This window comes from Allosphingosinicella indica (assembly GCF_900177405.1).
Lineage (GTDB): Bacteria > Pseudomonadota > Alphaproteobacteria > Sphingomonadales > Sphingomonadaceae > Allosphingosinicella > Allosphingosinicella indica.
The window spans coordinates 1,864,486-1,886,453 of record NZ_LT840185.1 but is presented as its reverse complement, the minus strand read 5'-3'; the positions used below and the strand labels follow the sequence as shown (position 1 = coordinate 1,886,453).

Below are 21,968 nucleotides of genomic sequence, written 5' to 3'. Positions count from 1 at the left end.
GTATGTGCGCAGGCAGGCGGGCGCGCACGAAAGATTTTAGACACGAACCCTTCCAACCCTTCCATGACTTCCGAGTTTATTGAAAAAGATAGGTGCCTCAATGAATTACGCTGACACGAATGCCGGAAGGATTGCTGGTGAAGCTTCCAGCGGCGGAAGCTTCTGGACGTTCGATCTGGTCGAGGAGCGGATGGTGGAGGCGATGCGTCTGTGGCGGCGCGCGCCGGATCGGGAGCGTGGCTGGCACCATGTCAAAGCGATGTGGCCGGAGATCATGCGGCACGGCTTCTTCGGCGACGGCGACGGTGAGGTGAACCACGCCGATCCCGACGCGCGGCCCCGCCCGCTCCCGCTCACCCGCGACCAGGTGGCAGAGATGGAGGCCGTGGGCGAATGGCTCGGCCGCCACGTCGACGAGCGCGACCGGCGGCTGGTGACGCTGGCGCTGGCGGAGCTCGCGGCGGGGCGGCGGCGCATCCGCTGGTCCGCGCTCAAGCCGAAGCTCGGCGACGGCATCTCCACGCGCGGGCTCGGCATGCGCTACCGGCGGGCGATTTCGGGGGTGGCGAAGGTGCTGAACGGTCATTCCCGTGCAGGCCACTTGGGTTAAGTGGTTGATCGGCAAGGCGGAAGGGGTGTCAAGGCGGACGCGACATGGCCCTGAAAATAAAGGGTGTTCCGCATCCGCCTCCTGGGGCGTAAATCTTCGACAAGATCGGCGGAGCTGCGATGGCGCGGCGCCGCCGCTTTCATTTTGGGATCAGGCGATGGGCCGGCTGCGGATGCTGAAGCCGGAGCGCGCGGTGCTGCGGCCGACGCGCGCTGCCGTCGGCGGCGGGCGGGTCGAGGTGGACCGGGTGCGCAACCGGCAGGCGTGGCGGCGGTGGTACTCGACCGCGCGGTGGAAGGCGCTGCGGTGGAAGACGCTGCTGCGCGATGCCTTCACCTGCCAGATGTGCGGGCGGGTCGAGCCGGAAACGTCGAAGCTGGTTGCGGATCACAAGCGTCGGCACGGCGGCGACGAGGCGGCGTTCTTCGACGCGGCGAACCTCTGGACATTGTGCAAGCCGTGTCACGACGGGGCGAAGCAGCGCGAGGAGCGGCGGGCGGAGGCCTGTCGGTAGGGGGGGTATCGAAAGTTCAGAACCCCTGAACCGGCCACACCGCCGCCCCTCCCATTTGGAGATTTTTTTCGTGGTGGATGAGAATTTGGGGACCGACCTGTTCGGCGACCCGATCCATATGCCGCAGGAAGGCCGTGGGCGGCCCGAGCATGCGTGGACCCGCGAAAATTCAAACAAGGTGCTGCTCGCGTTCGCGCGCGGGCTGGGGCCGAAGGACGCGGCAACGGCGATCGGAGTCTCGGTCCCGACACTGCGCAAACATTATTTTGCCGAGGTGGCCAAGCGCCGGGAGGCGCGCCTCAGGATGGAGATGACGCAGCTCGCCCGGCTCAACGCGCAGGCCGAGGCCGGCAACGTCGCCGCGGAGAAGGAGCTGCTGAAGCAGCTCGAGAAGATGCACATGCGCGAGGCAGGCCGCGCGATGACGAAGACGCCCAAGGCGCCGAAGCTCGGCAAGAAGGAAGAGCGCCACGCTGCGGCCGCCGAGGCGCACCGCGGCAGCGGCTGGGACGATCTGGTCGGCAAGCCGGGCGCGCGGCCGCACTGACGGATAGCCGATGGCGGCGGCGAAGGACGGCTGGGACTTCGCGTGCCCAGGCTGGGAGGCACGGCTGCGCAGCGGATCATCGCTGGTGCCGGAGCTTCCGCTGGACGAAAAGCAGGCGGCCAAAGCGGTGGCGGTGTTCAACCGGCTGCGGTTGCCCGATGTCAAAGGACAGCCGCCGCTGGCGGAAGCGGCCGGCGACTGGTTCCGCGATATCGTCGCGGCGCTGTTCGGATCGGTCGATGCGGATCACGTCCGCCACGTCGCCGAGCTGTTCGCGCTCGTCGGCAAGAAGAATTCGAAGACGACTGGCGGCGCGGCGATCATGCTGACGGCGCTGATCCTGGAAGAGGACTTCAACCAGGAATATCACCTCTACGGCCCGACGCAGCCGATCGCCGAGCTGGCCTTCTACCAGGCGGTCGGCATGATCCGCGCCGATCCCGAAGGGTATCTGCAGCAGCGTTATCACGTGAAGGACCACGTCAAGACGATCGTGGACCTGGTGACCAACAGCCAGCTGAAGGTGAAGACCTTCGACATGAAGGTTGCGACGGGCACGATCCCCAAGGGCGTGCTGCTCGACGAAGTGCATATCATGTCGAGCTACAGCTTCGCGGCGCGCGTGATCGGGCAGATCCGCGGCGGCATGATCACGCGCACGGACAGCTTCCTGGCGATGATCACGACGCAGAGCGACGAGCCGCCGGCAGGCGTGTTCCGATCAGAGCTGCAACTGGCGCGGGCGGTGCGCGATGGACGGGTGACCGGCAAGGCGGCGCGCGTGCTGCCGGTGCTCTACGAATTCCCGGAGGCGATGCAGATCGACCCGGAGCGGCCGTGGGCAGACCCGGCGAACTGGCCGATGGTGGTGCCGAACCTCGGCCTGTCGATCAACATGGAGCGGCTCGAGGCCGAGTTCGCACAGGCCGAAGCGAAGGGCGAGGACGAGTTGCGGCGCTGGGCGTCGCAGCATCTCAACGTCGAGATCGGGCTGGCGCTACACAGCGACCGCTGGATCGGCGCGGACTATTGGGAGGATGCGAGCGAGGACGGGCTGACGCTCGACGCGCTCATGGAGCGATCGGACGTCGCCGTCGTCGGCATCGACGGCGGCGGTCTGGACGATCTGCTGGGCGTCGCGGTGATCGGCCGCGACCGGGTGACGCGCAAATGGCTGTTGTGGTGCCACGCCTGGGCGCAGCCGGACGTGCTGGAGCGGCGCAAGGAAATCGCCGCGCGGCTCCGCGATTTCGCGGACGACGGCGAGCTGACGATCTGCGCCGGGCCGACCGAGGATATCGAGGGCGTCGTCTCGCTTCTGGTGAAGCTGAAGGGCGCCGGATTGCTGCCGGAGAAGGATGCGATCGGCCTCGACCCTTATGGGGTGGCGGCGCTGATCGACGAAGCGGCCGCGCAAGGAATCGAGGACGAGCAGATGATGGGCATCGCACAAGGCTGGCGGCTCAATTCGGCCGTGCTCGGCACCGAGCGCAAGCTGAAGGACGGCACACTGCGCCACGCGGCTCAGCGGCTAATGGCCTGGTGCGTCGGCAATGCGAAGGCCGAGCAGCGCGGCAACAATGTCGTCATCACCAAGCAGGCCGCCGGAAAGGCGAAGATCGACCCGCTGGTGGCGGTGTTCAACGCGGTGATGCTGATGAGCCGAAACCCGGAAGGCGGCGGGACGGGCGTCGCGGACTGGCTCGAAAGTCTGAGGCGCTGACGTGGAGCAGACAGTCAAAGCCGGATGGCTGCGTAAATCGGTGATCCTGCTGGGCAATGCGTTCGGCCTGGCAAGCACCGAGGATCGCGACAATTTCACACGAGGGCGGGTCACGACGACCGAGGATATCGGGCATCGGGCGATGGGGGAGCAAGGCGTGCTCGGGCTCTCGGCCGCGTGGGCGTGCGTGAACCTGCTGGCGGGCACGATCGCGAGCCTGCCGTTGATGGTCTATCGCACCGATCGGGACGGGCGCCGAACGGTGGCGAGCGATCATCCGCTCTACGATTTGCTGCACGACGGCCCGAACTACGACCAGACCGCGGTGGATTTCTGGGAGTTTATGTGCGCGTGCATCGAGCTTCGGGGCAATGGCTTCGCCCAGATCAAGCGCGGTGCGGACGGGCGGATCATCGCACTGGACGTGCCGGTGCCGCCCCAGATCGTGGCGGTGAAGCGCCTTCGCGACGGATCGCTTGAGTATCGCTGGACGGTCGGTGGCCGCGAAGAAGTTCTGCCACAGGAAGAGGTGCTCCACGTTCGCGGCTTCGGCGGCTCGCCGCTCGGCGGGCTCTCGACGCTGAGTTTCGGCGCGAGCGTCTTTTCCGGGGCGCAGGCGATCGATATCGCCGCGGCGGCGACTTTCCGCAACGGCATTCGCCCATCCGGTATCCTTGAAGCCAAGGACAGCTTCACGGCCGAACAGCGGGAGGAAGCAGAAGAGCTGCTGCAAGATAAATATCGCGGGACGTTGAACGCCGGCGTGCCGATGCTGCTCGACCGCGGAGTGACGTTCAAGGCGATCACAATCAACCCCGAGGATGCGCAGATGCTGCAGAGCCGCGCATTCAGCGTGGAGGAAATATGCCGCCTCTTCGGCGTGCCGCCCTTCATGGTCGGCCATACCGAAAAGGCAACGAGCTGGGGGACCGGCATCGAGCAGCAGACGATCGGCTTCGTGCAGTTCACGCTGCGGCGACGGCTCAAGCGGATCGAGCAGGCGCTGGAGAAGCAGCTGCTGACCGCAGCCGACAGGGCGAACGGCGTCCGCATAGAGTTCAGCCTGGAAGGGCTGCTGCGCGGCGACAGCAAGACGCGCGCCGATTTCTACGCGTCCGGCCTGCAGAACGGCTGGCGGACGATCAACGAAGTGCGAGCGCTGGAAAATCTCCCGCCGGTGCCCGGCGGCGACGTGCCGCGAATGCAATTGCAGAACGTGCCGATCACCGAGGGCCGGAAGCTCAATGCCGGAGGGCAGTGAAGAGCTGGGCAATCGTCACCGCGACAGAAGCAGCAAAAAATGACATAGGAACAAGAGTGTCGTAATACTGTAGCATAATCCGTTGGTCACTATGTATTGCTTTGCTGAGACCGCGAAATTGGGATTCCAGAATTGATATGTCTTTTGCGGCTTTCGAAATTTCGTCCATAACTGCGATGAATCGAGTGTTTCGAAATTCAACAGCACCAACCATATTCTCCCAGTGATTTAGCATGACGGAAAGTTGCTGAACGTTTGGACCGAGATACTGGCTAGATCGTCGCAGAATGTGTATTTTCTCCAACACAGACGCGACATCAACAGGTCCATAGGAAACTAAATCTAGGTTTTGTGTCAGAAGTTCAGTTTCATCTAGCAATTGTTCCAAGTCGCTCGGTATGTTCCTTAGCTCTCAAGTATCGGCCTGCTCACAGACCGCGATCCAACAACTTCTATGTCATCAAGGATTGCTTTCTTGGCTTCAAGGAGCGTCTGGGTCTCTTTGAACCGCACGCCCACTTGCTCAAGTTTTTGCTGAATACCTTTCCCGGACTGGCCATAAATCCCCGGTGTGTGCAGACGCTCCACCTCGAGCAGCCTAAAATAGTAACCTACAAACGCGTACACGATCGCGATAAGAGAAACCGATTGAAGCCACGGCTTCGATATCAGACCGCCGGCTCCGATCAACGGTATCGCCAGCCCATCGCCGGCTGGCTCGATAAGGCAGAGAAGAAAACCGAACGAGCAGAACCACAAAAGATTTCGCTTAGCTTTCAGGAACTCCTCGTTCGAGTTCAGCTCCCCTATCGTTGTCATACGTCCCCCGTGCAGCAGCGCGATATATACCCATGGAGGTTGAGATGCCATTCGAAGTGAAGCGATCACTAAAGGTCCGCGACTTCGCGTTGAGCATCAAGGCCGATGGCGTCGCCGACGATGGGACGTTCGAAGGCTATGGCTCGGTGTTTGGCGTCGAGGACAGCTATGGCGAGATCGTCGCTGCCGGCGCCTTCGCGGAAAGCCTGGCCGAGCTGGAGGGCAAGGGCCGTTCGGTCCCGGTGCTTTGGCAGCATCGCAGCGATCAGCCGATCGGCGTCTATGACGCGATCGAGGAGGACAGCCGCGGGCTGAAAGTGCGCGGCCGGTTACTGATCGACCGCGTCGGCCAGGCCAGCGAGGCGCATGCGCTGCTCAAGGCGGGCGCCGTCTCCGGCCTCTCGATCGGCTATTGGGTGCGCGAAAGCAGCTTCGACGAGAAGACGAAGGTGCGGACGCTGGAGAAGCTCGACCTTGTCGAGGTCAGCCTCGTCACCTTCCCGGCCTGCGATGACGCGCGCGTCGAGGCGGTCAAGTTCAAGCTGGCGCATGGCGAAATGCCCAGCCTTCCCGAATTCGAGAAGCTCCTGCGCGAGGCAGGCTTTTCGAAGAGCCAGTCCGCGGTGATCGCCAACCGTGGGCTCAAGCATCTGCTCCGGAGCGAGTCCGAGGGCGAGGCGGCGATGAAATCAGCGGCCGATAACCTTCGCGCCGCAGTGACCGGCTTCTCGATGCCGGTGCTGTAACCAGGAGACATGAGATGAAGCATATGGTGGGTGCGAGCGCGCTGGCGCTCGCGGCAGCCGACCTGCGTCCGGAATATGGGCGCAAGGACGCGGCCGGCAACGATGTCGTCGAGCTCGACGGTCGAGACCTCGCGAAGCTGACCGAGGAGGTGAAGTCCGCCCTTGGCCAGGTTCAGGACTTCGGCGTCAAGGCGGCCGAGGCGCTGCGCAAGGGCGAGGAGCTGTCGGCAGCCTCGAAGAAGGAGATCGACGAAGCGCTGACGAAGCTCAACACGATCGAGGAGCTGAAGAAGCGCTTCGACGCGATGGAGCAGAAAGCGGCGCGCGGCGGCGGCGAGCCGCAGGGTCCGCGCAGCGCGGGCCATCGCGTGATCGAATCGGACGCGTTCAAGAGCTTCGCCGAAAACCGCTCCGGCCCCGGAAAGGTGGTGATCGACGTCAAGGACATTTCGTCGCTGACGACCGATGCCGCCGGCTCGGTCGGCACGCTGGTGCAGCCGACGCGCGTCGCGGCGCCGATCATGCTGCCGCAGCGCCGTATGACGATCCGTTCGCTTCTCGCGCAGGGCCGTACGGCGAGCAATCTCGTCGAGTTCGATCGCGAGAAGATGTTCACCAACAACGCCGCGATGGTGGCCGAGGGCGCCGCGAAGCCGCAGTCCGAACTGCAGTTCGAGGAGGCATCGGCCCCGGTGCGCAAGATCGCGCACTGGTTCCGCATGTCGGCCGAGATCCTCGCCGATGCGCCGGCTCTGCGATCGGTGGTGGACAACCGCCTGCGCTACGGCCTTGCCTTCCGCGAGGAAGTGCAGCTGCTGAACGGTTCGGGCTCCGGCCAGAACATCAGCGGCCTGGTGACCAATGCCACGGCCTACAGCGCGCCGAGCGGGCTTTCGCCCGACACGCTGGTCGACACGATCCGGCTGGCCATCCTGCAGGTCGCGCTCGCCGAATATCCGGCGAACGGCATCGTGCTGAACCCGATCGACTGGGCGGTGATCGAACTGCTCAAGGACGATCTGGGCCGCTACCTGATCGGCAACCCGCAGGGCACGATCACCCCGACGCTCTGGGGCCTCCCCGTCATCGCCACCACGGCGATGACCGAGGACAAGTTTCTTGTCGGTGCCTTCGACTTGGCGGCGCAGATTTTCGACCGCGAGGATGCGTCGATCATGCTCTCGACCGAGGACCAGGATAATTTCATCAAGAACAAGGTGACGATCATGGCGGAGGAGCGGCTCGCGCTCGCCATCTATCGCACCCAGTCCCTGGTCTATGGCGACCTCGGCCGCGTCACCTGATGGCGGGGACGGAGGCCGGACACGGCCTCCGTCTTTCCGAGCGCCGCGCGAGCGACGTTCTGAAAGACGGAGGAGAGACATCATGACGAAGGTGAAGGCGATCCTGCTGCGCCCGCTCGATGGCAACGAGATCGGCAGCGTGATGCAATTCGACCGCGACGATTTCGAGCGGCTGAAGGAACGCGGCGCGGTGCGCGCTGCACCGCCCGCGAAGCCGAAGGCCGATGGCAAGAGGGCGGGCGGCTCCAAACAGGCAGCCAAGCCGAGCAACAAGAAGGCAGCCGCGCCCGCCAACAAGGGCGCCTGAGCCGCAACCGGGGTGACGAGGATGGGTTATGTGATCCGAGCCGTCACCCCGGCGCCGCTGGTGATCGGCGTGGCGGAGGCGAAGCAGCAGCTGCGCATCGACCATGACGATGAGGACGCGCTGTTGGAAGGGCAGCTGGCCGCGGCGCAGGAATGGGTGGAGATGTTCACCAGCCAAGTGCTGACGCCGCGGACGCTGCTCTTTTCGGCTGCGGGCTTCCCTCAACTGCCCGAGATGATCGTGCTGGCGCGCGCGCCGGTGACGGGGGTGACCGCAATTTCGTTCACCACGGCGGAGGGCGAGGAGATCGACCTGCTGCCCGGCAACTGGCGGTGGAGCGAGGACGCGCCAGAGCTGGTGCGGCCAGCGTTCGGATCGCCCTGGCCGTCGGCCGCGGCGGAGGCGGGCAGCGTGCGGCTGCGCGTGTCGGCCGGCTATGACGAAGGGCTCGCGCCGCGTGGACTGGTGACGGCGGTGCTGATGCTGGCCGGCCATTTCTTCGCGAACCGGGAAGGCTCCGGCGCGGTGCCCGAGCAGGTCAAGGATCTGTGCCGCCCGTTCCGCCGGTTCAGCCTGGGGCTTTGAGATGGGTATCAAGGCGGGGAAACTGCGCGACCGTATCCGCATCGAGCGGATGGGGCCGCCGGTGGACGACGGCTATACCGAGAAGCCCGGTACCTTCGCGCCGATCGGCGACCGGTGGACCGAGGTGAATTACGGGAAGGGCAGCGAGCGGCGCGAGGCGGCGCAGGTGCGCGCCAGCATGACCGCGACGTTCCGCGTGCGGCGGTGCCGGATGACGGCATCGATCACGCCGGCGGACCGGCTGCGCTTCGATCCTTCGCGGGTCAGCACGCTCGACGCGGCGCCGGTGTGGGAGATCACAAGCGCGGTGCCGGCAGAGGCGGACGGGATCGACGTCACGGCAGTGCGAGCGGGCTGATGCCGAAAGCGAAGCGGACGCACGTCACCGGGTTTCGCGAAGCCCGGCTGGCGCTGGAGACGCTGAGCAAGGCGACGCAGAAGAATGTGGGCAAGCGGGCGCTGATGGCGCCGGCGCGCGTGCTGGCGGGCGCGGTGGCGGCGAAGACGCCGGTGAAGACGGGCACGCTCAAGTCTTCGGTGAAGGCCGTGCCGTCCAAGATGGAAAAGGGCCGCCCGCGCGCCGCTGTGCTGGCCGACGACGTCGCGGCGGTGCCGATCGAATTCGGCACCAGCAAGATGACGGCGCGGCCGTTCTTCCGCCCCGCCGTGGAGGCGGCGCGGGACATGGCGGGGCGCGCCTTCGCGGCGGCGCTGAAGCCCGAGATAGACGCCGCGGTGGAGCGCGCGGCGAAGCGTGGAGCGAAGAAATGAAAATGGCGCTGCGCGCACGGCTGCGGGCGGACAGCGGCGTCGCGGCGATCGCGGGGATGCGCGTCGACTGGGGGCTGCGCCCGCAATGGGCGAAGCTGCCGGCGGTGACGCTGACGATGGTGGCCGGCGGGCGGGACAGGCTGCTGGGCGGCGCGCCGGACCTGGCCGCGCAGACCGTGCAGGCGGACTGCTGGGCGCAGACATATGCCGAAGCGGATGCGCTGGGCGAGGCGGTGATCGCGGCGATCGCCGTGCCCGCAACGCAGGGTGGCATCCGCTTCGGCAATGCGAGCGTCTCGGGCGATCGCGATCTGCCTGAGGTGGTGAGCGATGGTGTGCTGCATCGACGGTCGATCGACCTGATCGTCCGCTGGGCGGCGGAATAGGACGAAGGGAGCAGAAAGATGACCGAAGCGCGCACTGGCTATGGCGGCGAGTTCTGGCTCGGCGACGAGGATGACGAACTGGTCGAGCTGGTGGAGGTGGTGAGCTTCACCCTACCCAATGCACAGACCGAGACGGTGGAAGCGACGCATCTGAAGTCGCCGGGCCGCCGCCGCGAATATATCCCCGGCATGATCGAGGACGGCGAGCTGGAGGTGGTGATCAACTACGTCCCTGGCTCGGCGACCGATGCGCTGATCCGCGCGGCACAGACGGCCGGCGACACGCGCGCCTTCAAGGCCGTGCTTCCGCGCTCGACGACGGACTGGGAAGTCGAAGGCTTCGTCATCGTCACCGGCTTCGACCGCGGCGAAATCGCCGGCGGTGAGAAGATGGAAGGCACGATCACGCTTCGGCTGACCGGTGCCACCACTGAAGCCGCGGCGGCGTAAGCCCTCCCCTCTCCCCCGGCCCCTTTCCCGCATGGGGAGAGGGGTGAAGAGCAAGGAACGATGATGAACGCGATTCGAGGCGAGGCAAAGGTCACGCTGGCCGACGGGCGGGTGCTGCACCTGGTGCGCGACTTCAACGCGCTGGCGGTGGCAGAAGAAGCATGCGGATCGAACATGCAGGCGATCGGCGCGTCGATCGCCAAGGGCGGGCCGGTGATGCGGTTCACGCGCGCATTGTTCTTCGGCGCGCTGCAGCGGCATCATTCCGAGATCAGCCTGGACGAGGCCGGTGACCTTCTCATCAGCGACGGCGCGGCAATCGGCGCCGCGATGGAGCGTGTCGCCGAAGCCTCGGCCGTGCAGGATGCGGGAGGCGGCCGGAAGGGCAGCGCGCGCCCTCGGACGGCGAAGACGCAGAAGACTGGGGCGCCGAAAGCTGGGATTGGGACGCGCTCCTCGCTGCGTGGTGCGAAGAAGGGCTGAGCCCGGACCTCTTCTGGCGGCAGACGCCGCGGACCTATCATGCCGCGCTTAAGGGTGCGGCGAAGGGTAACCGGGAACGGATAATCATCGCTGCCCACCAGGGCGAGGTGTTCGCGCGGCAACAACGGCTGAAGCCGTTGAGCGCCTATCTCGGCCGCGGCACGCGGCGGGGGCAAGAAGGCGCGGTGCTGGCGATGTTCGAGCAAGCCGCCGCGAAGGGCATGGTGACAATGCGCGAGATCAAGCGGTAGGCTGGGACCATGTTCGCAACACCCGTGATCGCCGCCGGAATCGCCTTTGCCTGCACGCCCACGCATGTCTGGGACGGCGACGGGCCGATCTGGTGCGCGGAGGGGCCGAAGATCCGGCTATCCGGCATCGCGGCGCGCGAGATCGACGAGAGTTGCAAGCCGAACCATCCCTGCCCTGCCACATCGGGTGTCGCAGCCCGAGATCAGCTGGTGAGTCTGATTGGCAAACGGACAGGCACAGCGCCGACGGGACACATCCTCGTCCGCGGACCGACGATGCGATGCGAAAGCGTGGGCAACGGAAGGGGTAGTCGCACGGCGGCTTGGTGCTGGAGCGCAAAAGTACTTGTGAACTGCGCGATGGTGCATAGCGGGGCAGCGTTGGCCTGGAAGCGTTACGGAGGCGACCGATGCCTAGCCGCAGGTTTTGTCCGCTAGGAACAGGTTAAGATCCCGCAGCCTGCCATCTGCGCTAACCACCATCTTGATTGCTTCCGAAGCGCTCGCCGTCCAGATTTTCACTTCTGGCACGAGCGCAATGGTTTCAACAGAAAAACGCGTAATCCGGCTGTAAGGCACCGTCGTAACTTCCGTCGTGCGGCCAGTGACACCTTTCTGATCGATCATCACCAACCGCCTGTCGGTGAATAGGTTGAGATCACGCACAGCCTTGAGAGCGAATGCGACCTTCTCGCTGGGCATCAGATGTTGCGCGGCATCACGTTCGACATCCGCGATATCGACGAAATTTAGTGCGGTGATACCCATCAATTTTCCCCCTCAGCGAAGGGGATAATTCTCAACAGTCGGAGACACAAGCATGGCTGGCGTCACGCTGGGATTTCTGCGCTACGTCCTAGGGTTCGATAGCGTGTCGTTCCTCTCGGGCATCGACGACGCCGAGAAAAAGCTGAAGCTCGTGCAGAAGAAATTCGAGCAGAGCGCACGAAAGATCGCAAACATCGGCGGTGCGCTGAGCGTCGGCATAACGGCACCGGTGACGGCGATCGTGGCGGCCTCAATGAAAGGTGCGCAGGATCAGGCGCAGGCGATGGCGCAGGTGGACGCGGCGTTGGCGAGTATGGGGAACCGCGCGGGCAAGACGCGCGAGGAGCTGCTGGCGGCATCGGACGCAATGGAGATGAAATCGCTGTTCGACGGCGACGTCATCCTGAAACAGGTGACCGCGCAACTGCTGACCTTCGGCAATGTCGCGGGCCAGCAGTTCGACCGCGCGCAACAGGCGGCGATCGACATGGCGGCACGTCTGGGCGGGGAACCGCAGGCGGCTGCGATCATGCTGGGCAAGGCGCTGAACGACCCGGTGAAGGGCATCACCGCGCTGACGCGCGTGGGCGTGAGCTTCAGCGAAGCGCAGAAGAAGCAGATCGTCGACATGGCCAAGGCCGGGGAGACGGCCAAGGCGCAGGCGCTGATACTGGCCGAGGTGGAAAAGCAATATGGGGGCGCGGCGGCGGCCGCGGCGGACACGCAGCCGTGGCGGCAGGCGCAGGTGGCAATGGACCAGGCCGGCGATGCGATCGGCGAGAAGCTGTTGCCGCTGATCCCGCCGCTGGCGAATGCGGTGCGCGACCTGCTCGGCTGGTTTGGCAAGCTCAGCCCCGAGACGCAGAAGTGGATCATGATCGTGGCCGGCGCCGGAGCGGTGCTCGGCCCGACTCTATTGGGCGTCGCAGGGATCGTCTCGGCGCTCGGCACGATGCTGCCGCTGCTGATGAAGATCGGCCCGGCATGGACGATCATCACGACGGCGATCGCCGCGATGCGCGTCGCGGCGCTGGCGGCATTGCCCGCACTGGCGCCGTTCCTGGTGCCGCTCGGCGCGATCGCGCTGGCGGCGGGCGGCGTTTATTTGGCGATCAAGAATTGGGACACGATCGAGCCGATCCTGCGGCGGCTCTATGCCGCGGTGAAGACGTGGCTGATCGACAAGCTCAATGCCGTCTGGGGCTGGGTGAAGGGCAAGATAGACGCGGTGACCGGCTGGTTCCGCGATATGTACGTCGCCGTCGTCGGCAACAGTTACGTGCCCGACATGGTGAGCGAGATCGGCCAGCATATGCGGCGGCTGGAAGGCGAGCTGGTGGCGCCGGCACGCGAGGCGACGAGCAAGGCGACGGAAGCGTTCCGCGCGATGCAGCAGCAGGTGAGCGGATTGCTCGAGCGGCTGTTCCCGCAGGCGGCGCGGCACAACCAGTTCCTGGAAGAGCTGAAGCTGCTGCAGGATTATGCGAAGGCGGCCGGCTGGGAAGTCGCGCAGCTGGAAGCGGCGATAAAGGCGCTGAAGGCCGAATATGCCGATGCGGCGATCGGCGAGCGCGAGAGGCCGCAGATCCTAGACACGCCGCCGGTGGTGGTGCTGGACGAGGACGTGGGCGTGCTGCTGAAGCGCGACCTGGAAGACCCGGTGGCGAACAGCACCGCGCAGGTGGTGGAGAGCTTCGCCAACATGGCGCGCGACGTGCTGGGATCGCTGCGCGGCATGGTCTCCAGCTTCAAGAAGGGCGATATCCTGGGCGGGCTGATGGGCCTGCTGGACGTGATCGGCCAGGTGGCATCGGCCTTCGGCGGCGGGCGTGGCGGGGCAGCGCCGGTGTTCAACCGCGGCTTCGACTTCGGCGGCTTCCGCGCGAACGGCGGGCCGGTGGTGCCGGGCAAGACCTATGTGGTGGGCGAGAATGGGCCGGAGTTCCTGACAGCGGGATCGCGCGGCTTTGTATCGCCGGGGCGCGACGCCGCGCCGACGCGGGTGCAGATCGTCCCCTCGCCCTATTTCGACGCGGTGGTGGATAGCCGCGCCGCGAAGGTGGCCGAGCCGATCAGCGCCGGGCATGCGGTGGCGGGGAGCGCGGTGACCCAGGCCAATTTCTATCGCCGCAACCGGCAGATGATCCCCGGAGGAGCAGGATGATCGCACTGCCGGACTGGCCGGGGCCGGCGGATGCGCAGCCCGGCTATGTCGATTTCGGCGGGTGGCAGGGATCGCCGCTGGGCGCGCGGGTGCAGCGGATCGACCGGCCGGGCAACCGCTTCAAGCTGGCGGTGCAGATGCCGCCGATGCCGTCTGCCGCGCTGGGCCGCATCTGGGTGAGCCGCCTGATCACGGGGATGACCGAGGGCGTCAGGATGGAATTCCCGCTGCTGGGCTTCGACCCCGGCGCGCCGGGTGCGCCGGTGGCGGACGGCGACGGACAGGCGGGGCGCGTGCTGGCGGTGCGCGGCTTCACGCCGCACTATGTGATGCGCGAGGGGCAGTTCTTTCACCACGCCTCGGCGGCGGGCCTGTTGCTCTACAAGGTGGACGCCGAGACGATCGCCGACGGCGCGGGCAAGGCGGAGGTGCCGATCAGCCCGATGCTGCGCGAGGAACCGGCGGACGGCGAGGCGATGGAGTTCGGCAAGCCGATGATCGAGGGCCGCGTGCTGGGCGAAGAATGGCGCTGGCAGATGCAGCTGGGCAATAACATCGGGCTGAGCTTCGAGATCGAGGAACTGGCGTGAGCTTCGACGCGCCGAAGCTGATGCTGGCGCAGCTCATCCGCTTCGACCTGCCGGGCCGTGCGTTGACGCTGTGCGACGGCGGGTTCGTGTGGTTCGGCGGCGAAAAGTACGTCTCGGCCGATGCCGAATATGGCGCGGTGGCGGGCGCGGATGCCGCGGAGGAACGTGCGGGCGACGAAGCGCCGGGCGGATCGATCGTCATCGCACCGCCGAGCGCGACGGCGGCGGCGGACCTGAGCCGCCCGGAGCGGCAGGGCGTGGGCGTAAGAAGCTGGCTGGTGCGGATCGACGAAGCGACGGGCATCGCGGACGAAGCAAGCGCCGAAATGACGGCGGACCTGATGATCGACACGACGGCGCTGAAGGGCGGACGCGGATACCGGCGGCTGGAAATCGGGCTGATGGCGGTGGCGGAGCGACTGTTCCTGATCAACCAGGGCAACGTACTTTCGGCGACGCATCACAAGAGCGTGTGGGCGGGCGAAGGCGGGTTCGACCATGCCGGATCGAGCTTCACGGTGGCGTGGGGTGCGCCCTCGCCCCCGCGGGGGACAGTGGCGGGCGGCAGCGGATCGCGCGGTGGCGGAGGATTTGGCAATGGCATCGCCGACCGCTTCTAGGCGCGCGGCGGCGCTGGCGGCGACGCAGGCGCGGTTCGCGGGCAAGCCGTTCGCCTGGGGCCGGGCCGATTGCGTGGTGATGGCGCGGGCGCATCTGAAGGCGATGGGACACAAGGTGCCGACGCTGCCGCGCTATCGCAGCGCGCTGACGGCGCGGCGCGCGCTGGCGGCGGCAGGGTATGCGGATCTGGAAGCGCTGTTCGACAGCCTGCTGCCGCGCATCGAGGCAGCGCAGATGTGGCCGGGAGATATCGCGCTTATGGAGGGTGATGATGCTTTCGGCGCCGTCGCTGTCTGCATCAACGACAAGGTGATGGGCTGGCATGAGGATGCGGCATGCCCGGTCATCGTACGAGTGGACAGCTTAAGCGCGGTTTGGCGCGCCTAGAAGCACGTCTCTGCGTTGCCTTTGCCCGACGTCAGAGAGGACATGCGGCGTAGTTCGGTGATCGAGCCCGTCTCGGCGTCTTTGATGAGGAAGACCATAACTGGATTGCCCAAAGGACCATCGACAACGACGCTATCAGACCTTTCGGCCCGCTCGATCCGTACCCTGCTCATCGATCCACTCATTCGATTGAGCAGACATTCTCCGATTTCGGCGCGAGATTTTGCGCTGGGATACGTCGCGGTCGCCTGGTTCTCGCTCAATTGCGCCGTCGAACAGCCGGCCAACAGAACCGTCATCGCCAAGTAACGCATCGCCCTCTCCATCAGGATTTTGGCATGAGTAAGATATCTCGGGTCGTCGGTGCAATCGCCGGCGTCGTGGCCATCGTCGGGTATGCCACCGGCAATCCGGGTTTGGCAGGTGCGGCCACGGCCGTCGCTGCGCTATCTTCGACCGCCGCGCAGATCGCGCAGAAGAAGCCGCCGATGCGCGGATCGACGTCGACCATTTTGATCGGCGCGAACCTGCCGATGCCCTATGCGATGGGGCGGACCTATGCATCGGCCTCGCTGATCTATGACGTCGGCTATGGCGGGACCGACAACCCGTATCGATCGATGGTGTTCGTGTGGAGCGGCGCCGGGCCGATCAAGGGGATAGAGGCGTTCCAGTCCGACTTTGCGACGGTGGCCTTCGACGGCGGTACGGCTGGCAAGCCGGCGGGGAATGCGACGGGCTATTATCGGGATTTCCTGCGCCTCTCGACCCAGCTCGGCGCGACGCCCGAGGCGGCGGCGCTGGCGGGACCGTTCGGCGCGATACCGGCGTGGGGCGCGGGCCAGAAGCTGAGCGGCTATGCCGCAGGGCTGGTGACCGCGACCTTCGACAAGAAGGGCAAGCGCTTCGCGAGCGGGCTGCCGCAGCTTGGCGCGATCGTGAACGGCGTGCTGGTCTACGATCCGCGGCAGGACGGCACCTATCCCGGCGGCAGCGGCGCGTGCCGGCCGCGGCAGGAAGCGACCTATGTGTGGGACGGGCCGCCGCTGGCGATGGCGGCGGGGGAAAACCCCGGCTGCCACGGCGTGACCTATGCGATGGGCCGCCACCAGGGACCGGCCGGCAAGATGGTATTCGGCTGCGGCTTCGCGCCCGAAGCGATCGACTGGCCCGCCTGGGTGCGGTTCATGAACCTGTGCGACATGAACGGGTGGAAGATCGGGGGCACGATCTTCGAGCCCGGAAGCAAGTGGGACAATCTGAAGCGGATCTGCGCGGCGGGCGGCGGCGAGCCGGTGTTCGCCGGGGGCAAGCTCAGCGTGAAGTTCAACGAGCCGCGCATCGCGCTCGACACGATCACGCGCGACGACCTGGCCGACGGCGAGGTGCAGGTGCAAGCGATGAAGGGCTGGCGCGACCGCGTGAATGCGGTGGTGCCGCGCTATCGCAGCGAGGCGCACCGCTGGGACATGGTGCAGGCCGCGGCGGTGAAATCGAGCGCCTATATCGCCGAGGACGGCGAGGAGAAGGTGATCGAGCGGCCGTTCGATCTAGTGCAGGACAAGGACCAGGCCGCACGGCTTGCCGCCTATGAGCTGGTGAACGGCCGCGAGATCGGGCCGATCATCCTGCCCTGCAAGCTGCGGCTGATCGAATATCGGATCGGCGACGCGCTGACGGTGGACCTGCCCGACGAAGGGCTGGACGGGCAGCCTTGCGTGATCGTCGGGCGGCGGATCGACCCGGTGGCGGGGATGATCGAGCTGACGCTGGAAAGCGAGACGGCGGCGAAACATGCCTTCGCACTGGGCCAGACCGGAATCGCGCCGCCGACGCCGAGCCTGCTGAGCGCCGAGCAGCTCGACGCGGCGGCGGAACAGGCTGCGCTGATCGCGCTGCAGGCGGCGCTGCGCACCAGCACGGCGCGCAACCTGACGGTGGAGGGGCGCAACGGCCCGCCGGCGCAGATCGAGCTGAGCGGCTTCCAGATCGACTATACCGGCTTCGGGGTGGTGAGCGTGGCGGGGCCGACGGTGCTGAACGTCAGCGGCGCGGGCACCTATTATCTCTACGCCGATGCCGACGCGCTGGGCGATGCCGCGCCGGTGATCGGCGCGACGACGAACTATCCGAGCGCGTTCAACAGCGCCGCCGCGCCGCGGCGGGTGTTCTTGGGCCAGTCCGTGGTGGTGCCGGGCAGCGGATCGCCGCCGACCGGGGGCACCGGATCGGGCGGCGGCTACGGCGGCGGATCGAACCCCTAACCCAAGCGAGAGGACAGCGGCCATGATGCGTGCCGGGACGATGACGATCGACGCGAACCGATGGGAGCCGTTCACGACGATCATCGAATTCCTGGGCGTGGCCTTCACCGGCGCGACATTGCAGGCGCAGGTCCGCCAGAAGAAGGACAATCCCGGCGCCGCGCTGGTGGACCTCACCACCGTGACAAACCCGAACACGGAGGGCCTGCGGCTGATCTACGCGGGCAGCGCGACGGTGGCGGATCATATCGCGGCGGGACGCCTCAGCGGCGTGCCCGACGGGATGGGCGCCGGCGACACGACGGCGCTGTCGCTGGTGGGCATGCGGATCAACGAAGCGACGATGGAGGCGCTGCCGCCGGCGAAGGAGATCGGCGCCGACCTCACCCTCTTTTGGGACATGCAGATCACGCAGGGCGGCGCCAAGCGCCGCTGGCTTGAAGGTCCGTTCAACGTGCTGGCGGGAGTGACGCACTGATGACGCAGGTTCGCGTAGACGAGAAGATCGTGCAGGTGCAGTTGCGCGGCGCACCCGGCCCGTCGAACTACGAGCTGTGGCTCGCGGCCGGGAACACTGGATCGCTCAACGACTATCTCGCTTATGCCGAGAATGGCCTGCAGGTGATCGCGAACCAGGCCGTCGTCGCGGCGCAGGCGCTCAACCGCTACGCCGACCCGGAGCGGGCGAAGATCATCGCCGAGGTCAATCTCACGTCGTTCGGCGCGATGTGGGAGACCGAGAAGTGGAACCTGTTTCAGGATGCGGCGGGGACCGTGCCGGTGGCGTCGACCGGGCAGCCGGTGGGCTGCATCAAGGCGGTGGCGGGATCGAGCAATTACGATTTCATCATGGCGGACAACGCCAAGCGCGGCACCTATTTCGAAAGCTATGGCCGCGGCTTCGTGCGGATGAACGCGGGCCAAGGCTATTACAGTCGCGCGAACGTCACCTTCCGCGATCCCTCCTTCATGGCGCTGGGCGGGCGCTTCGGCGGGACCGTCGGCCGCACGCTGATGGGTTTCGCCAAGAATACGGGCAGCCTGTTCCAGCTCAATTCGGCGACCCTGGGCCGGACCAATGCGTCGCTGCGCGGAAGCTCGCCCGATCTGGTGCGCGCGCTCGCCAATGCCTATTGCCCCGACTTTCTCGCCCCGGCGGGGCCAGTCGGCGTCTATCATGCGCAACTGGGTGCGGGCGGCCTGCTCGACAGCTTCGCGGAGGACACGCGCGTGCTGAGCGGCGCGGGTCCGGCGCAGGTGGCGACGCCCTGGGTGGAGGCCGACCAGGTGACGGGCATGTCGCTGGTGCTGAACGGCGGCGGGCAATCGCTCGGCATCGGCGTCATCAACACTGACGCGAGCCTCGATTTCCACGGCGGGGTGGTGCTCGGCCGCGAGCCGGGCAATCGCGACGCGATCGTGCAATGGCTGCAGAGCCGCACCCGCCCGCCGGTGACCGAGAATGACGAGGTGATCGTCGTGATCGGCGACAGCACCGGCGACAACATCTCGTCCGATGGCCCGGCGAGCATCCAGGAAGTGTTCTACCGGCTGGCGGCGGAAGATCTTGTTGCGCGCCGCCCGTCCAATTGCGTGCTGCTGCGCGACTGGTCGCGCGTCGGCGACACGTTCCAGGGGCCGCAGCGCTTCTCTGACGGGAACCGCACGAAGCGAACCTTCCTCATCAACTGCTCGTCGGCCGGATCGCAGCCTGGCTATTTCTTCGGCGAGCGGTTCGCGCGCGCGATCGGCTGGCTGCCGAAGATCGACCTGGTGATCTGGCACCACGGGCACAATCTGCCGGTGGGCGATGCGACCATTCAGGCCGATCCGAACCGTGGGCTGCTGAAGGCCGGGCAGTTCATCGACACGATGGACCAGATGCGGGCGCAGTTTCCGCGCGCACGGCACGCGATCGTCACCCCCTACCCCTATGGCGCGGCCGGGGATGCGCGGATCGAGCCGGTCAAGAAGGCCATCGAGTTCGTCGCCGCCAAATATCCCGACATGCTGACGGCCAGCTATTATGCGCCCTTCGAGGCGGCGGGCCGACCGGCGAGCTGGTATCTCAATGATCTGGTCCACCCCTCGGTGCCGCTGGGCGTGTCGCAGATGTATGCGGTGATCCAGGGGCTGATGACGGCCTATGACGCGCTGCCGGCTGACCATTACGTCACGCCGGCGCTGCTTTCGCACCGCCGCGTCGCCCCGGCTGAAAACCTGCTCGGCAATGGCAGTTTCGACGCATGGTCGGGCGGCGTGCCCACGGGTTGGACGCTGACCGGGGACGCCACGGCTACGAAGGTCGGCACGCTGGCGGAGGTAACGGCGAGCAACGGCGGGCTGGCGCAGACGATCAATGCCGTGCCGCTGCAAGGCAAGACGATCGCGCTGACGGTGACGCAGCGGATCGAGCCGGACTCGAACATCTCGGCCGGCGGCGTGCGCTTCGCGACGGACGTTGGCGCGGTGGGCGACGGCCGCTGGGTCGATGCGCCTTACCGGACGTGGGGCGCCGAACGCGCCTTCGTCTATCTCTTCCGCGTGCCCGCCGCGGCGACGACGCTGACCATTACACTGCTTGCCGGGCTGACGGGCGCGGGCACCGTCCAGCTCAGCCGCGCCGTGCTCGTCGAAAGCGACGATCCGCGCGACCTGCTGGTCTGAAGGGAATTCGATCGTGAACGATCCTTTGTCCGCCGGTGAGGCGGGCGGCATCTTTGCCGGTGTCGTCGCCCTTCTGGCCCTGCTGGGCAAAGGCGCGCAGTGGCTACTCAACTGGAACGATGCGCGCGTGTCGTCGCGATCGGCGAAGCTGGACGCATGGCATGCCGAGCTGGAGCGGCGCGAAGAGCGGCTCGATGCCGAACAGAAGGCCTATCAGGACCGGCTCGAATCGCGCCTGAAGAAGCTGGAGGGCGAAAACCAGGCGCTGCGGCTGGCCTTCGAACTCGTGGCGGTGCCGCTTCGCGCGATCGACCCCGGCAATCCGAAACTGGCGCAGGCGGAAGAGCTGCTGCGATCGGCCTTCCCCCTCGTCCCACAGGTGCCCGCCGAGATGCGCGCAGCGCTCGGCGCGATCGACTGACTTAAGCAGGAGAGACGACATGGGTTACACCCTTGGCGCGCGGTCGCGCGCCGAGTTCGCTGGCGTGCGCTACGACCTTGGCTCGGTCGTGCACGAGGCGATCAAGATCACCGCGCAGGACTTCTCTGTGCATGACGGGCTGCGCACCGAAGCGGAGCAGCGCGCGCTGATGAAGAGCGGCGCGAGCAAGACGATGAACAGCAAGCATCTGCCGCAGGCCGACGGCTTCGGCCACGCGGTGGACCTGGTGCCCTTCATCAACGGCAAGCTGCGCTGGGAATGGAAACCGATCTTCCACATCGCCGCCGCGGTGCGCAAGGCGCTCGACATCGTGAATGCCGAGCGGAAGACGCGTAACCTCGACCCGCTCAAGCTGATCTGGGGCGGTGTGTGGGACCGCGACTTCGCCGCGTTGCCCGCCGATGCCGCAGGGATGGAGCAGGCCGTGAACGCCTATGTCGCGCGCCGCCGCGGCGCGGGCAAGACGGCCTTCATCGACGGCCCGCACTTCGAGATCGCGTGATGGCGCGCAGCACGACCGTGAAGGCGGCGCGGCCGGTGCCGGCGTCGATCCCGATGCCGGACAGCGCGATCCGGCTGCACTGGGCCTATCAGCTCTTCGTGCGCCTGCCGCGCCCGGCGCTCGACTGGATCGGCGTCGCGGCGGCGGCCTGGGCGCTGTTCGTCGGGGACTGGCTCGGGCGGCCGATGGACGATGCGGCGCGCATCATCGCGCTCGGCTTCGTCGCCGCGCTCTACGGCATCCGCACGGTCGAGAAAACGAAAGGCGTGGCATGACGAAGCCCTATGTCTTCCAGCGCGGCGAGACGATCAGCCTGGCGCTCGACGCGATCGAGGGGGACGCAGGCAGCGTCTCCGCCATCGCCGCGGATCTGCGCCCGCTCAGCAACGGGCGGGTGGAAGCGACAGAGGACGCGCCGATCGCGGCGAGCTTCACGATTAGCGATCGCGCGGCCGAGGGCGACGATCCGGGTGGGTTCAACCTTGTCATCACGGCCGCGTTCAGCGCGGACCTGTCGCCCGGCCTCTACATCGCCGATGCGCGCGTAACGGTGGCGGGCGGGGTGATCGTCACGGACCCGGTGACGCTGCGCATCGCCGAGCCGGTGACGCGGCCGTGAGCCTGACACTGCGCTGGCGGCGGCTGCCGCCGACGATCGTGCTGCGCTGGGCGGTGCCGGTGGACGCGATCGCGCCGCTGCCCTCCCCGAACTGGCCGCAGCCAATCGCGATGCGGATCGGGCCGCCCGGCCGCGACGCCGATCAGATCGGCAACATCGACGGCGGAACATTCAACTGACGAAAGGA

30 protein-coding genes are annotated in these 21,968 nt (G+C 66.6%); 26 read left to right on the top strand and 4 right to left on the bottom strand.

Annotation, left to right across the window (positions count from 1 at the left end; genetic code table 11):
• The first annotated feature begins 100 nt into the window (after positions 1-100).
• The 5 genes from B9N75_RS09370 to B9N75_RS09350 all read left to right on the top strand — a co-directional run bounded on the left by B9N75_RS09370 (position 101) and on the right by B9N75_RS09350 (position 4,655).
• Positions 101-610 (top strand): hypothetical protein, encoded by a 510-nt coding sequence (locus B9N75_RS09370; RefSeq protein WP_085218556.1) that lies wholly within the window; start codon positions 101-103, stop codon positions 608-610.
• A gap of 157 nt (positions 611-767) precedes the next feature.
• The gene (locus tag B9N75_RS09365) at positions 768-1,124 is read left to right on the top strand and encodes an HNH endonuclease (protein ID WP_085218555.1); all 357 of its coding nucleotides are present in this window, start codon (positions 768-770) and stop codon (positions 1,122-1,124) included.
• 73 nt (positions 1,125-1,197) lie between these two features.
• Entirely contained in the window at positions 1,198-1,671 is a 474-nt protein-coding gene (locus B9N75_RS09360; protein ID WP_244552311.1) for a hypothetical protein, read from the top strand.
• A 10-nt stretch (positions 1,672-1,681) separates the two neighbouring features.
• Entirely contained in the window at positions 1,682-3,394 is a 1,713-nt protein-coding gene (locus B9N75_RS09355) for a terminase large subunit (protein WP_085218554.1), read from the top strand.
• A gap of 1 nt (position 3,395) precedes the next feature.
• Positions 3,396-4,655 (top strand): phage portal protein, encoded by a 1,260-nt coding sequence (locus B9N75_RS09350; RefSeq protein WP_244552310.1) that lies wholly within the window; start codon positions 3,396-3,398, stop codon positions 4,653-4,655.
• On the opposite strand, the gene B9N75_RS14020 is transcribed toward B9N75_RS09350, so the two are convergent.
• Both B9N75_RS14020 and B9N75_RS09345 read right to left on the bottom strand, forming a co-directional pair.
• Positions 4,636-5,043 carry a hypothetical protein gene (locus B9N75_RS14020; RefSeq protein WP_157123774.1) on the bottom strand — a complete coding sequence of 136 codons (408 nt, stop codon included), beginning with the start codon at positions 5,041-5,043 and terminating at the stop codon, positions 4,636-4,638. The two genes, B9N75_RS09350 and B9N75_RS14020, sit on opposite strands and share 20 nt — an antisense overlap.
• A 17-nt stretch (positions 5,044-5,060) precedes the next feature.
• A complete protein-coding gene (locus B9N75_RS09345) occupies positions 5,061-5,525 on the bottom strand; it encodes a hypothetical protein (RefSeq protein ID WP_157123773.1) in 465 nt (154 codons plus the stop codon).
• Between B9N75_RS09345 and B9N75_RS09340 the strand changes: the two genes are divergently transcribed.
• The 9 genes from B9N75_RS09340 (at position 5,519) to B9N75_RS09300 (ending at position 10,506) form a co-directional block, all read left to right on the top strand.
• Positions 5,519-6,220: an HK97 family phage prohead protease gene (locus tag B9N75_RS09340; RefSeq protein WP_085219520.1), complete on the top strand. Its 702-nt coding sequence runs from the start codon at positions 5,519-5,521 to the stop codon at positions 6,218-6,220. The genes B9N75_RS09345 and B9N75_RS09340 overlap by 7 nt on opposite strands.
• A 14-nt stretch (positions 6,221-6,234) precedes the next feature.
• Positions 6,235-7,524: a phage major capsid protein gene (locus B9N75_RS09335; RefSeq protein ID WP_085218552.1), complete on the top strand. Its 1,290-nt coding sequence runs from the start codon at positions 6,235-6,237 to the stop codon at positions 7,522-7,524.
• Between the two features lie 82 nt (positions 7,525-7,606).
• Positions 7,607-7,831 carry a hypothetical protein gene (locus tag B9N75_RS09330; RefSeq protein ID WP_085218551.1) on the top strand — a complete coding sequence of 75 codons (225 nt, stop codon included), beginning with the start codon at positions 7,607-7,609 and terminating at the stop codon, positions 7,829-7,831.
• 30 nt (positions 7,832-7,861) lie between these two features.
• On the top strand, positions 7,862-8,416 hold the full coding sequence (locus tag B9N75_RS09325) for a head-tail connector protein (RefSeq protein WP_172840862.1): 555 nt from the start codon (positions 7,862-7,864) through the stop codon (positions 8,414-8,416).
• A gap of 1 nt (position 8,417) precedes the next feature.
• A complete protein-coding gene (locus B9N75_RS09320; protein WP_085218549.1) occupies positions 8,418-8,774 on the top strand; it encodes a phage head completion protein in 357 nt (118 codons plus the stop codon).
• Positions 8,774-9,187, top strand: a complete 414-nt coding sequence (locus B9N75_RS09315) for an HK97-gp10 family putative phage morphogenesis protein (RefSeq protein ID WP_085218548.1) — start codon at positions 8,774-8,776, stop codon at positions 9,185-9,187. The genes B9N75_RS09320 and B9N75_RS09315 overlap by 1 nt, the downstream gene beginning before the upstream one ends.
• Complete coding sequence (gene gp17 / locus B9N75_RS09310; protein ID WP_085218547.1) at positions 9,184-9,573, top strand: tail completion protein gp17; 390 nt, start codon at positions 9,184-9,186, stop codon at positions 9,571-9,573. Before B9N75_RS09315 ends, gp17 begins: the two co-directional genes overlap by 4 nt.
• A gap of 18 nt (positions 9,574-9,591) precedes the next feature.
• Entirely contained in the window at positions 9,592-10,023 is a 432-nt protein-coding gene (locus tag B9N75_RS09305; RefSeq protein ID WP_085218546.1) for a phage tail tube protein, read from the top strand.
• Between the two features lie 60 nt (positions 10,024-10,083).
• Entirely contained in the window at positions 10,084-10,506 is a 423-nt protein-coding gene (locus tag B9N75_RS09300; protein WP_085218545.1) for a hypothetical protein, read from the top strand.
• Between the two features lie 665 nt (positions 10,507-11,171).
• On the opposite strand, the gene B9N75_RS09290 is transcribed toward B9N75_RS09300, so the two are convergent.
• Complete coding sequence (locus tag B9N75_RS09290; RefSeq protein WP_085218543.1) at positions 11,172-11,525, bottom strand: PH domain-containing protein; 354 nt, start codon at positions 11,523-11,525, stop codon at positions 11,172-11,174.
• 52 nt (positions 11,526-11,577) lie between these two features.
• Here B9N75_RS09290 and B9N75_RS09285 point away from each other — a divergent pair, with 52 nt between their 5' ends.
• The 4 genes from B9N75_RS09285 to B9N75_RS09270 are packed head-to-tail and all read left to right on the top strand — an operon-like array spanning position 11,578 to position 15,287.
• Positions 11,578-13,689: a phage tail length tape measure family protein gene (locus B9N75_RS09285; RefSeq protein WP_085218542.1), complete on the top strand. Its 2,112-nt coding sequence runs from the start codon at positions 11,578-11,580 to the stop codon at positions 13,687-13,689.
• The gene (locus B9N75_RS09280) at positions 13,686-14,279 is read left to right on the top strand and encodes a hypothetical protein (RefSeq protein WP_085218541.1); all 594 of its coding nucleotides are present in this window, start codon (positions 13,686-13,688) and stop codon (positions 14,277-14,279) included. The genes B9N75_RS09285 and B9N75_RS09280 overlap by 4 nt, the downstream gene beginning before the upstream one ends.
• Positions 14,276-14,899, top strand: coding sequence for a hypothetical protein (locus B9N75_RS09275; RefSeq protein ID WP_085218540.1), 624 nt, complete (start codon positions 14,276-14,278; stop codon positions 14,897-14,899). The genes B9N75_RS09280 and B9N75_RS09275 overlap by 4 nt, the downstream gene beginning before the upstream one ends.
• Positions 14,877-15,287 (top strand): DUF6950 family protein, encoded by a 411-nt coding sequence (locus B9N75_RS09270; protein ID WP_085218539.1) that lies wholly within the window; start codon positions 14,877-14,879, stop codon positions 15,285-15,287. The genes B9N75_RS09275 and B9N75_RS09270 overlap by 23 nt, the downstream gene beginning before the upstream one ends.
• Here the strand turns inward: B9N75_RS09270 and B9N75_RS09265 are convergent.
• A complete protein-coding gene (locus tag B9N75_RS09265) occupies positions 15,284-15,601 on the bottom strand; it encodes a hypothetical protein (protein ID WP_157123771.1) in 318 nt (105 codons plus the stop codon). The two genes, B9N75_RS09270 and B9N75_RS09265, sit on opposite strands and share 4 nt — an antisense overlap.
• Before the next feature lie 24 nt (positions 15,602-15,625).
• On the opposite strand from B9N75_RS09265, the gene B9N75_RS09260 reads away from it, so the two are divergent.
• Genes B9N75_RS09260 through B9N75_RS09225 form a run of 8 tightly spaced genes read left to right on the top strand, consistent with a single transcriptional unit; the run spans position 15,626 to position 21,960 of the window.
• Positions 15,626-17,551, top strand: a complete 1,926-nt coding sequence (locus B9N75_RS09260; protein WP_085218537.1) for a phage tail protein — start codon at positions 15,626-15,628, stop codon at positions 17,549-17,551.
• 22 nt (positions 17,552-17,573) lie between these two features.
• On the top strand, positions 17,574-18,029 hold the full coding sequence (locus tag B9N75_RS09255) for a hypothetical protein (protein ID WP_085218536.1): 456 nt from the start codon (positions 17,574-17,576) through the stop codon (positions 18,027-18,029).
• Positions 18,029-20,218: an SGNH/GDSL hydrolase family protein gene (locus B9N75_RS09250; RefSeq protein WP_085218535.1), complete on the top strand. Its 2,190-nt coding sequence runs from the start codon at positions 18,029-18,031 to the stop codon at positions 20,216-20,218. Before B9N75_RS09255 ends, B9N75_RS09250 begins: the two co-directional genes overlap by 1 nt.
• 13 nt (positions 20,219-20,231) lie before the next feature.
• Positions 20,232-20,639 carry a hypothetical protein gene (locus tag B9N75_RS09245; RefSeq protein ID WP_085218534.1) on the top strand — a complete coding sequence of 136 codons (408 nt, stop codon included), beginning with the start codon at positions 20,232-20,234 and terminating at the stop codon, positions 20,637-20,639.
• Positions 20,640-20,658: 19 nt separating this feature from the next.
• The gene (locus tag B9N75_RS09240; protein ID WP_085218533.1) at positions 20,659-21,162 is read left to right on the top strand and encodes a M15 family metallopeptidase domain-containing protein; all 504 of its coding nucleotides are present in this window, start codon (positions 20,659-20,661) and stop codon (positions 21,160-21,162) included.
• Complete coding sequence (locus tag B9N75_RS09235; RefSeq protein WP_085218532.1) at positions 21,162-21,437, top strand: hypothetical protein; 276 nt, start codon at positions 21,162-21,164, stop codon at positions 21,435-21,437. Before B9N75_RS09240 ends, B9N75_RS09235 begins: the two co-directional genes overlap by 1 nt.
• Entirely contained in the window at positions 21,434-21,781 is a 348-nt protein-coding gene (locus B9N75_RS09230) for a hypothetical protein (RefSeq protein ID WP_085218531.1), read from the top strand. Before B9N75_RS09235 ends, B9N75_RS09230 begins: the two co-directional genes overlap by 4 nt.
• A complete protein-coding gene (locus B9N75_RS09225) occupies positions 21,778-21,960 on the top strand; it encodes a hypothetical protein (protein ID WP_085218530.1) in 183 nt (60 codons plus the stop codon). Before B9N75_RS09230 ends, B9N75_RS09225 begins: the two co-directional genes overlap by 4 nt.
• Positions 21,961-21,968: the final 8 nt, after the last annotated feature.

Bases quoted from the DNA above. Each gene is read 5' to 3' on its own strand.
- B9N75_RS09370 (WP_085218556.1), top strand. From the start codon at position 101: ATGAATTACGCTGACACGAATGCCGGAAGGATTGCTGGTGAAGCTTCC.
- B9N75_RS09365 (WP_085218555.1), top strand. From the start codon at position 768: ATGGGCCGGCTGCGGATGCTGAAGCCGGAGCGCGCGGTGCTGCGGCCG.
- B9N75_RS09355 (WP_085218554.1), top strand. From the start codon at position 1,682: ATGGCGGCGGCGAAGGACGGCTGGGACTTCGCGTGCCCAGGCTGGGAG.
- B9N75_RS09340 (WP_085219520.1), top strand. From the start codon at position 5,519: ATGCCATTCGAAGTGAAGCGATCACTAAAGGTCCGCGACTTCGCGTTG.
- B9N75_RS09345 (WP_157123773.1), bottom strand. From the start codon at position 5,525: ATGGCATCTCAACCTCCATGGGTATATATCGCGCTGCTGCACGGGGGA.
- B9N75_RS09335 (WP_085218552.1), top strand. From the start codon at position 6,235: ATGAAGCATATGGTGGGTGCGAGCGCGCTGGCGCTCGCGGCAGCCGAC.
- B9N75_RS09330 (WP_085218551.1), top strand. From the start codon at position 7,607: ATGACGAAGGTGAAGGCGATCCTGCTGCGCCCGCTCGATGGCAACGAG.
- B9N75_RS09320 (WP_085218549.1), top strand. From the start codon at position 8,418: ATGGGTATCAAGGCGGGGAAACTGCGCGACCGTATCCGCATCGAGCGG.
- B9N75_RS09315 (WP_085218548.1), top strand. From the start codon at position 8,774: ATGCCGAAAGCGAAGCGGACGCACGTCACCGGGTTTCGCGAAGCCCGG.
- gp17 (WP_085218547.1), top strand. From the start codon at position 9,184: ATGAAAATGGCGCTGCGCGCACGGCTGCGGGCGGACAGCGGCGTCGCG.
- B9N75_RS09305 (WP_085218546.1), top strand. From the start codon at position 9,592: ATGACCGAAGCGCGCACTGGCTATGGCGGCGAGTTCTGGCTCGGCGAC.
- B9N75_RS09300 (WP_085218545.1), top strand. From the start codon at position 10,084: ATGATGAACGCGATTCGAGGCGAGGCAAAGGTCACGCTGGCCGACGGG.
- B9N75_RS09290 (WP_085218543.1), bottom strand. From the start codon at position 11,525: ATGGGTATCACCGCACTAAATTTCGTCGATATCGCGGATGTCGAACGT.
- B9N75_RS09285 (WP_085218542.1), top strand. From the start codon at position 11,578: ATGGCTGGCGTCACGCTGGGATTTCTGCGCTACGTCCTAGGGTTCGAT.
- B9N75_RS09280 (WP_085218541.1), top strand. From the start codon at position 13,686: ATGATCGCACTGCCGGACTGGCCGGGGCCGGCGGATGCGCAGCCCGGC.
- B9N75_RS09270 (WP_085218539.1), top strand. From the start codon at position 14,877: ATGGCATCGCCGACCGCTTCTAGGCGCGCGGCGGCGCTGGCGGCGACG.
- B9N75_RS09265 (WP_157123771.1), bottom strand. From the start codon at position 15,601: ATGCGTTACTTGGCGATGACGGTTCTGTTGGCCGGCTGTTCGACGGCG.
- B9N75_RS09260 (WP_085218537.1), top strand. From the start codon at position 15,626: ATGAGTAAGATATCTCGGGTCGTCGGTGCAATCGCCGGCGTCGTGGCC.
- B9N75_RS09255 (WP_085218536.1), top strand. From the start codon at position 17,574: ATGATGCGTGCCGGGACGATGACGATCGACGCGAACCGATGGGAGCCG.
- B9N75_RS09250 (WP_085218535.1), top strand. From the start codon at position 18,029: ATGACGCAGGTTCGCGTAGACGAGAAGATCGTGCAGGTGCAGTTGCGC.
- B9N75_RS09240 (WP_085218533.1), top strand. From the start codon at position 20,659: ATGGGTTACACCCTTGGCGCGCGGTCGCGCGCCGAGTTCGCTGGCGTG.
- B9N75_RS09235 (WP_085218532.1), top strand. From the start codon at position 21,162: ATGGCGCGCAGCACGACCGTGAAGGCGGCGCGGCCGGTGCCGGCGTCG.
- B9N75_RS09230 (WP_085218531.1), top strand. From the start codon at position 21,434: ATGACGAAGCCCTATGTCTTCCAGCGCGGCGAGACGATCAGCCTGGCG.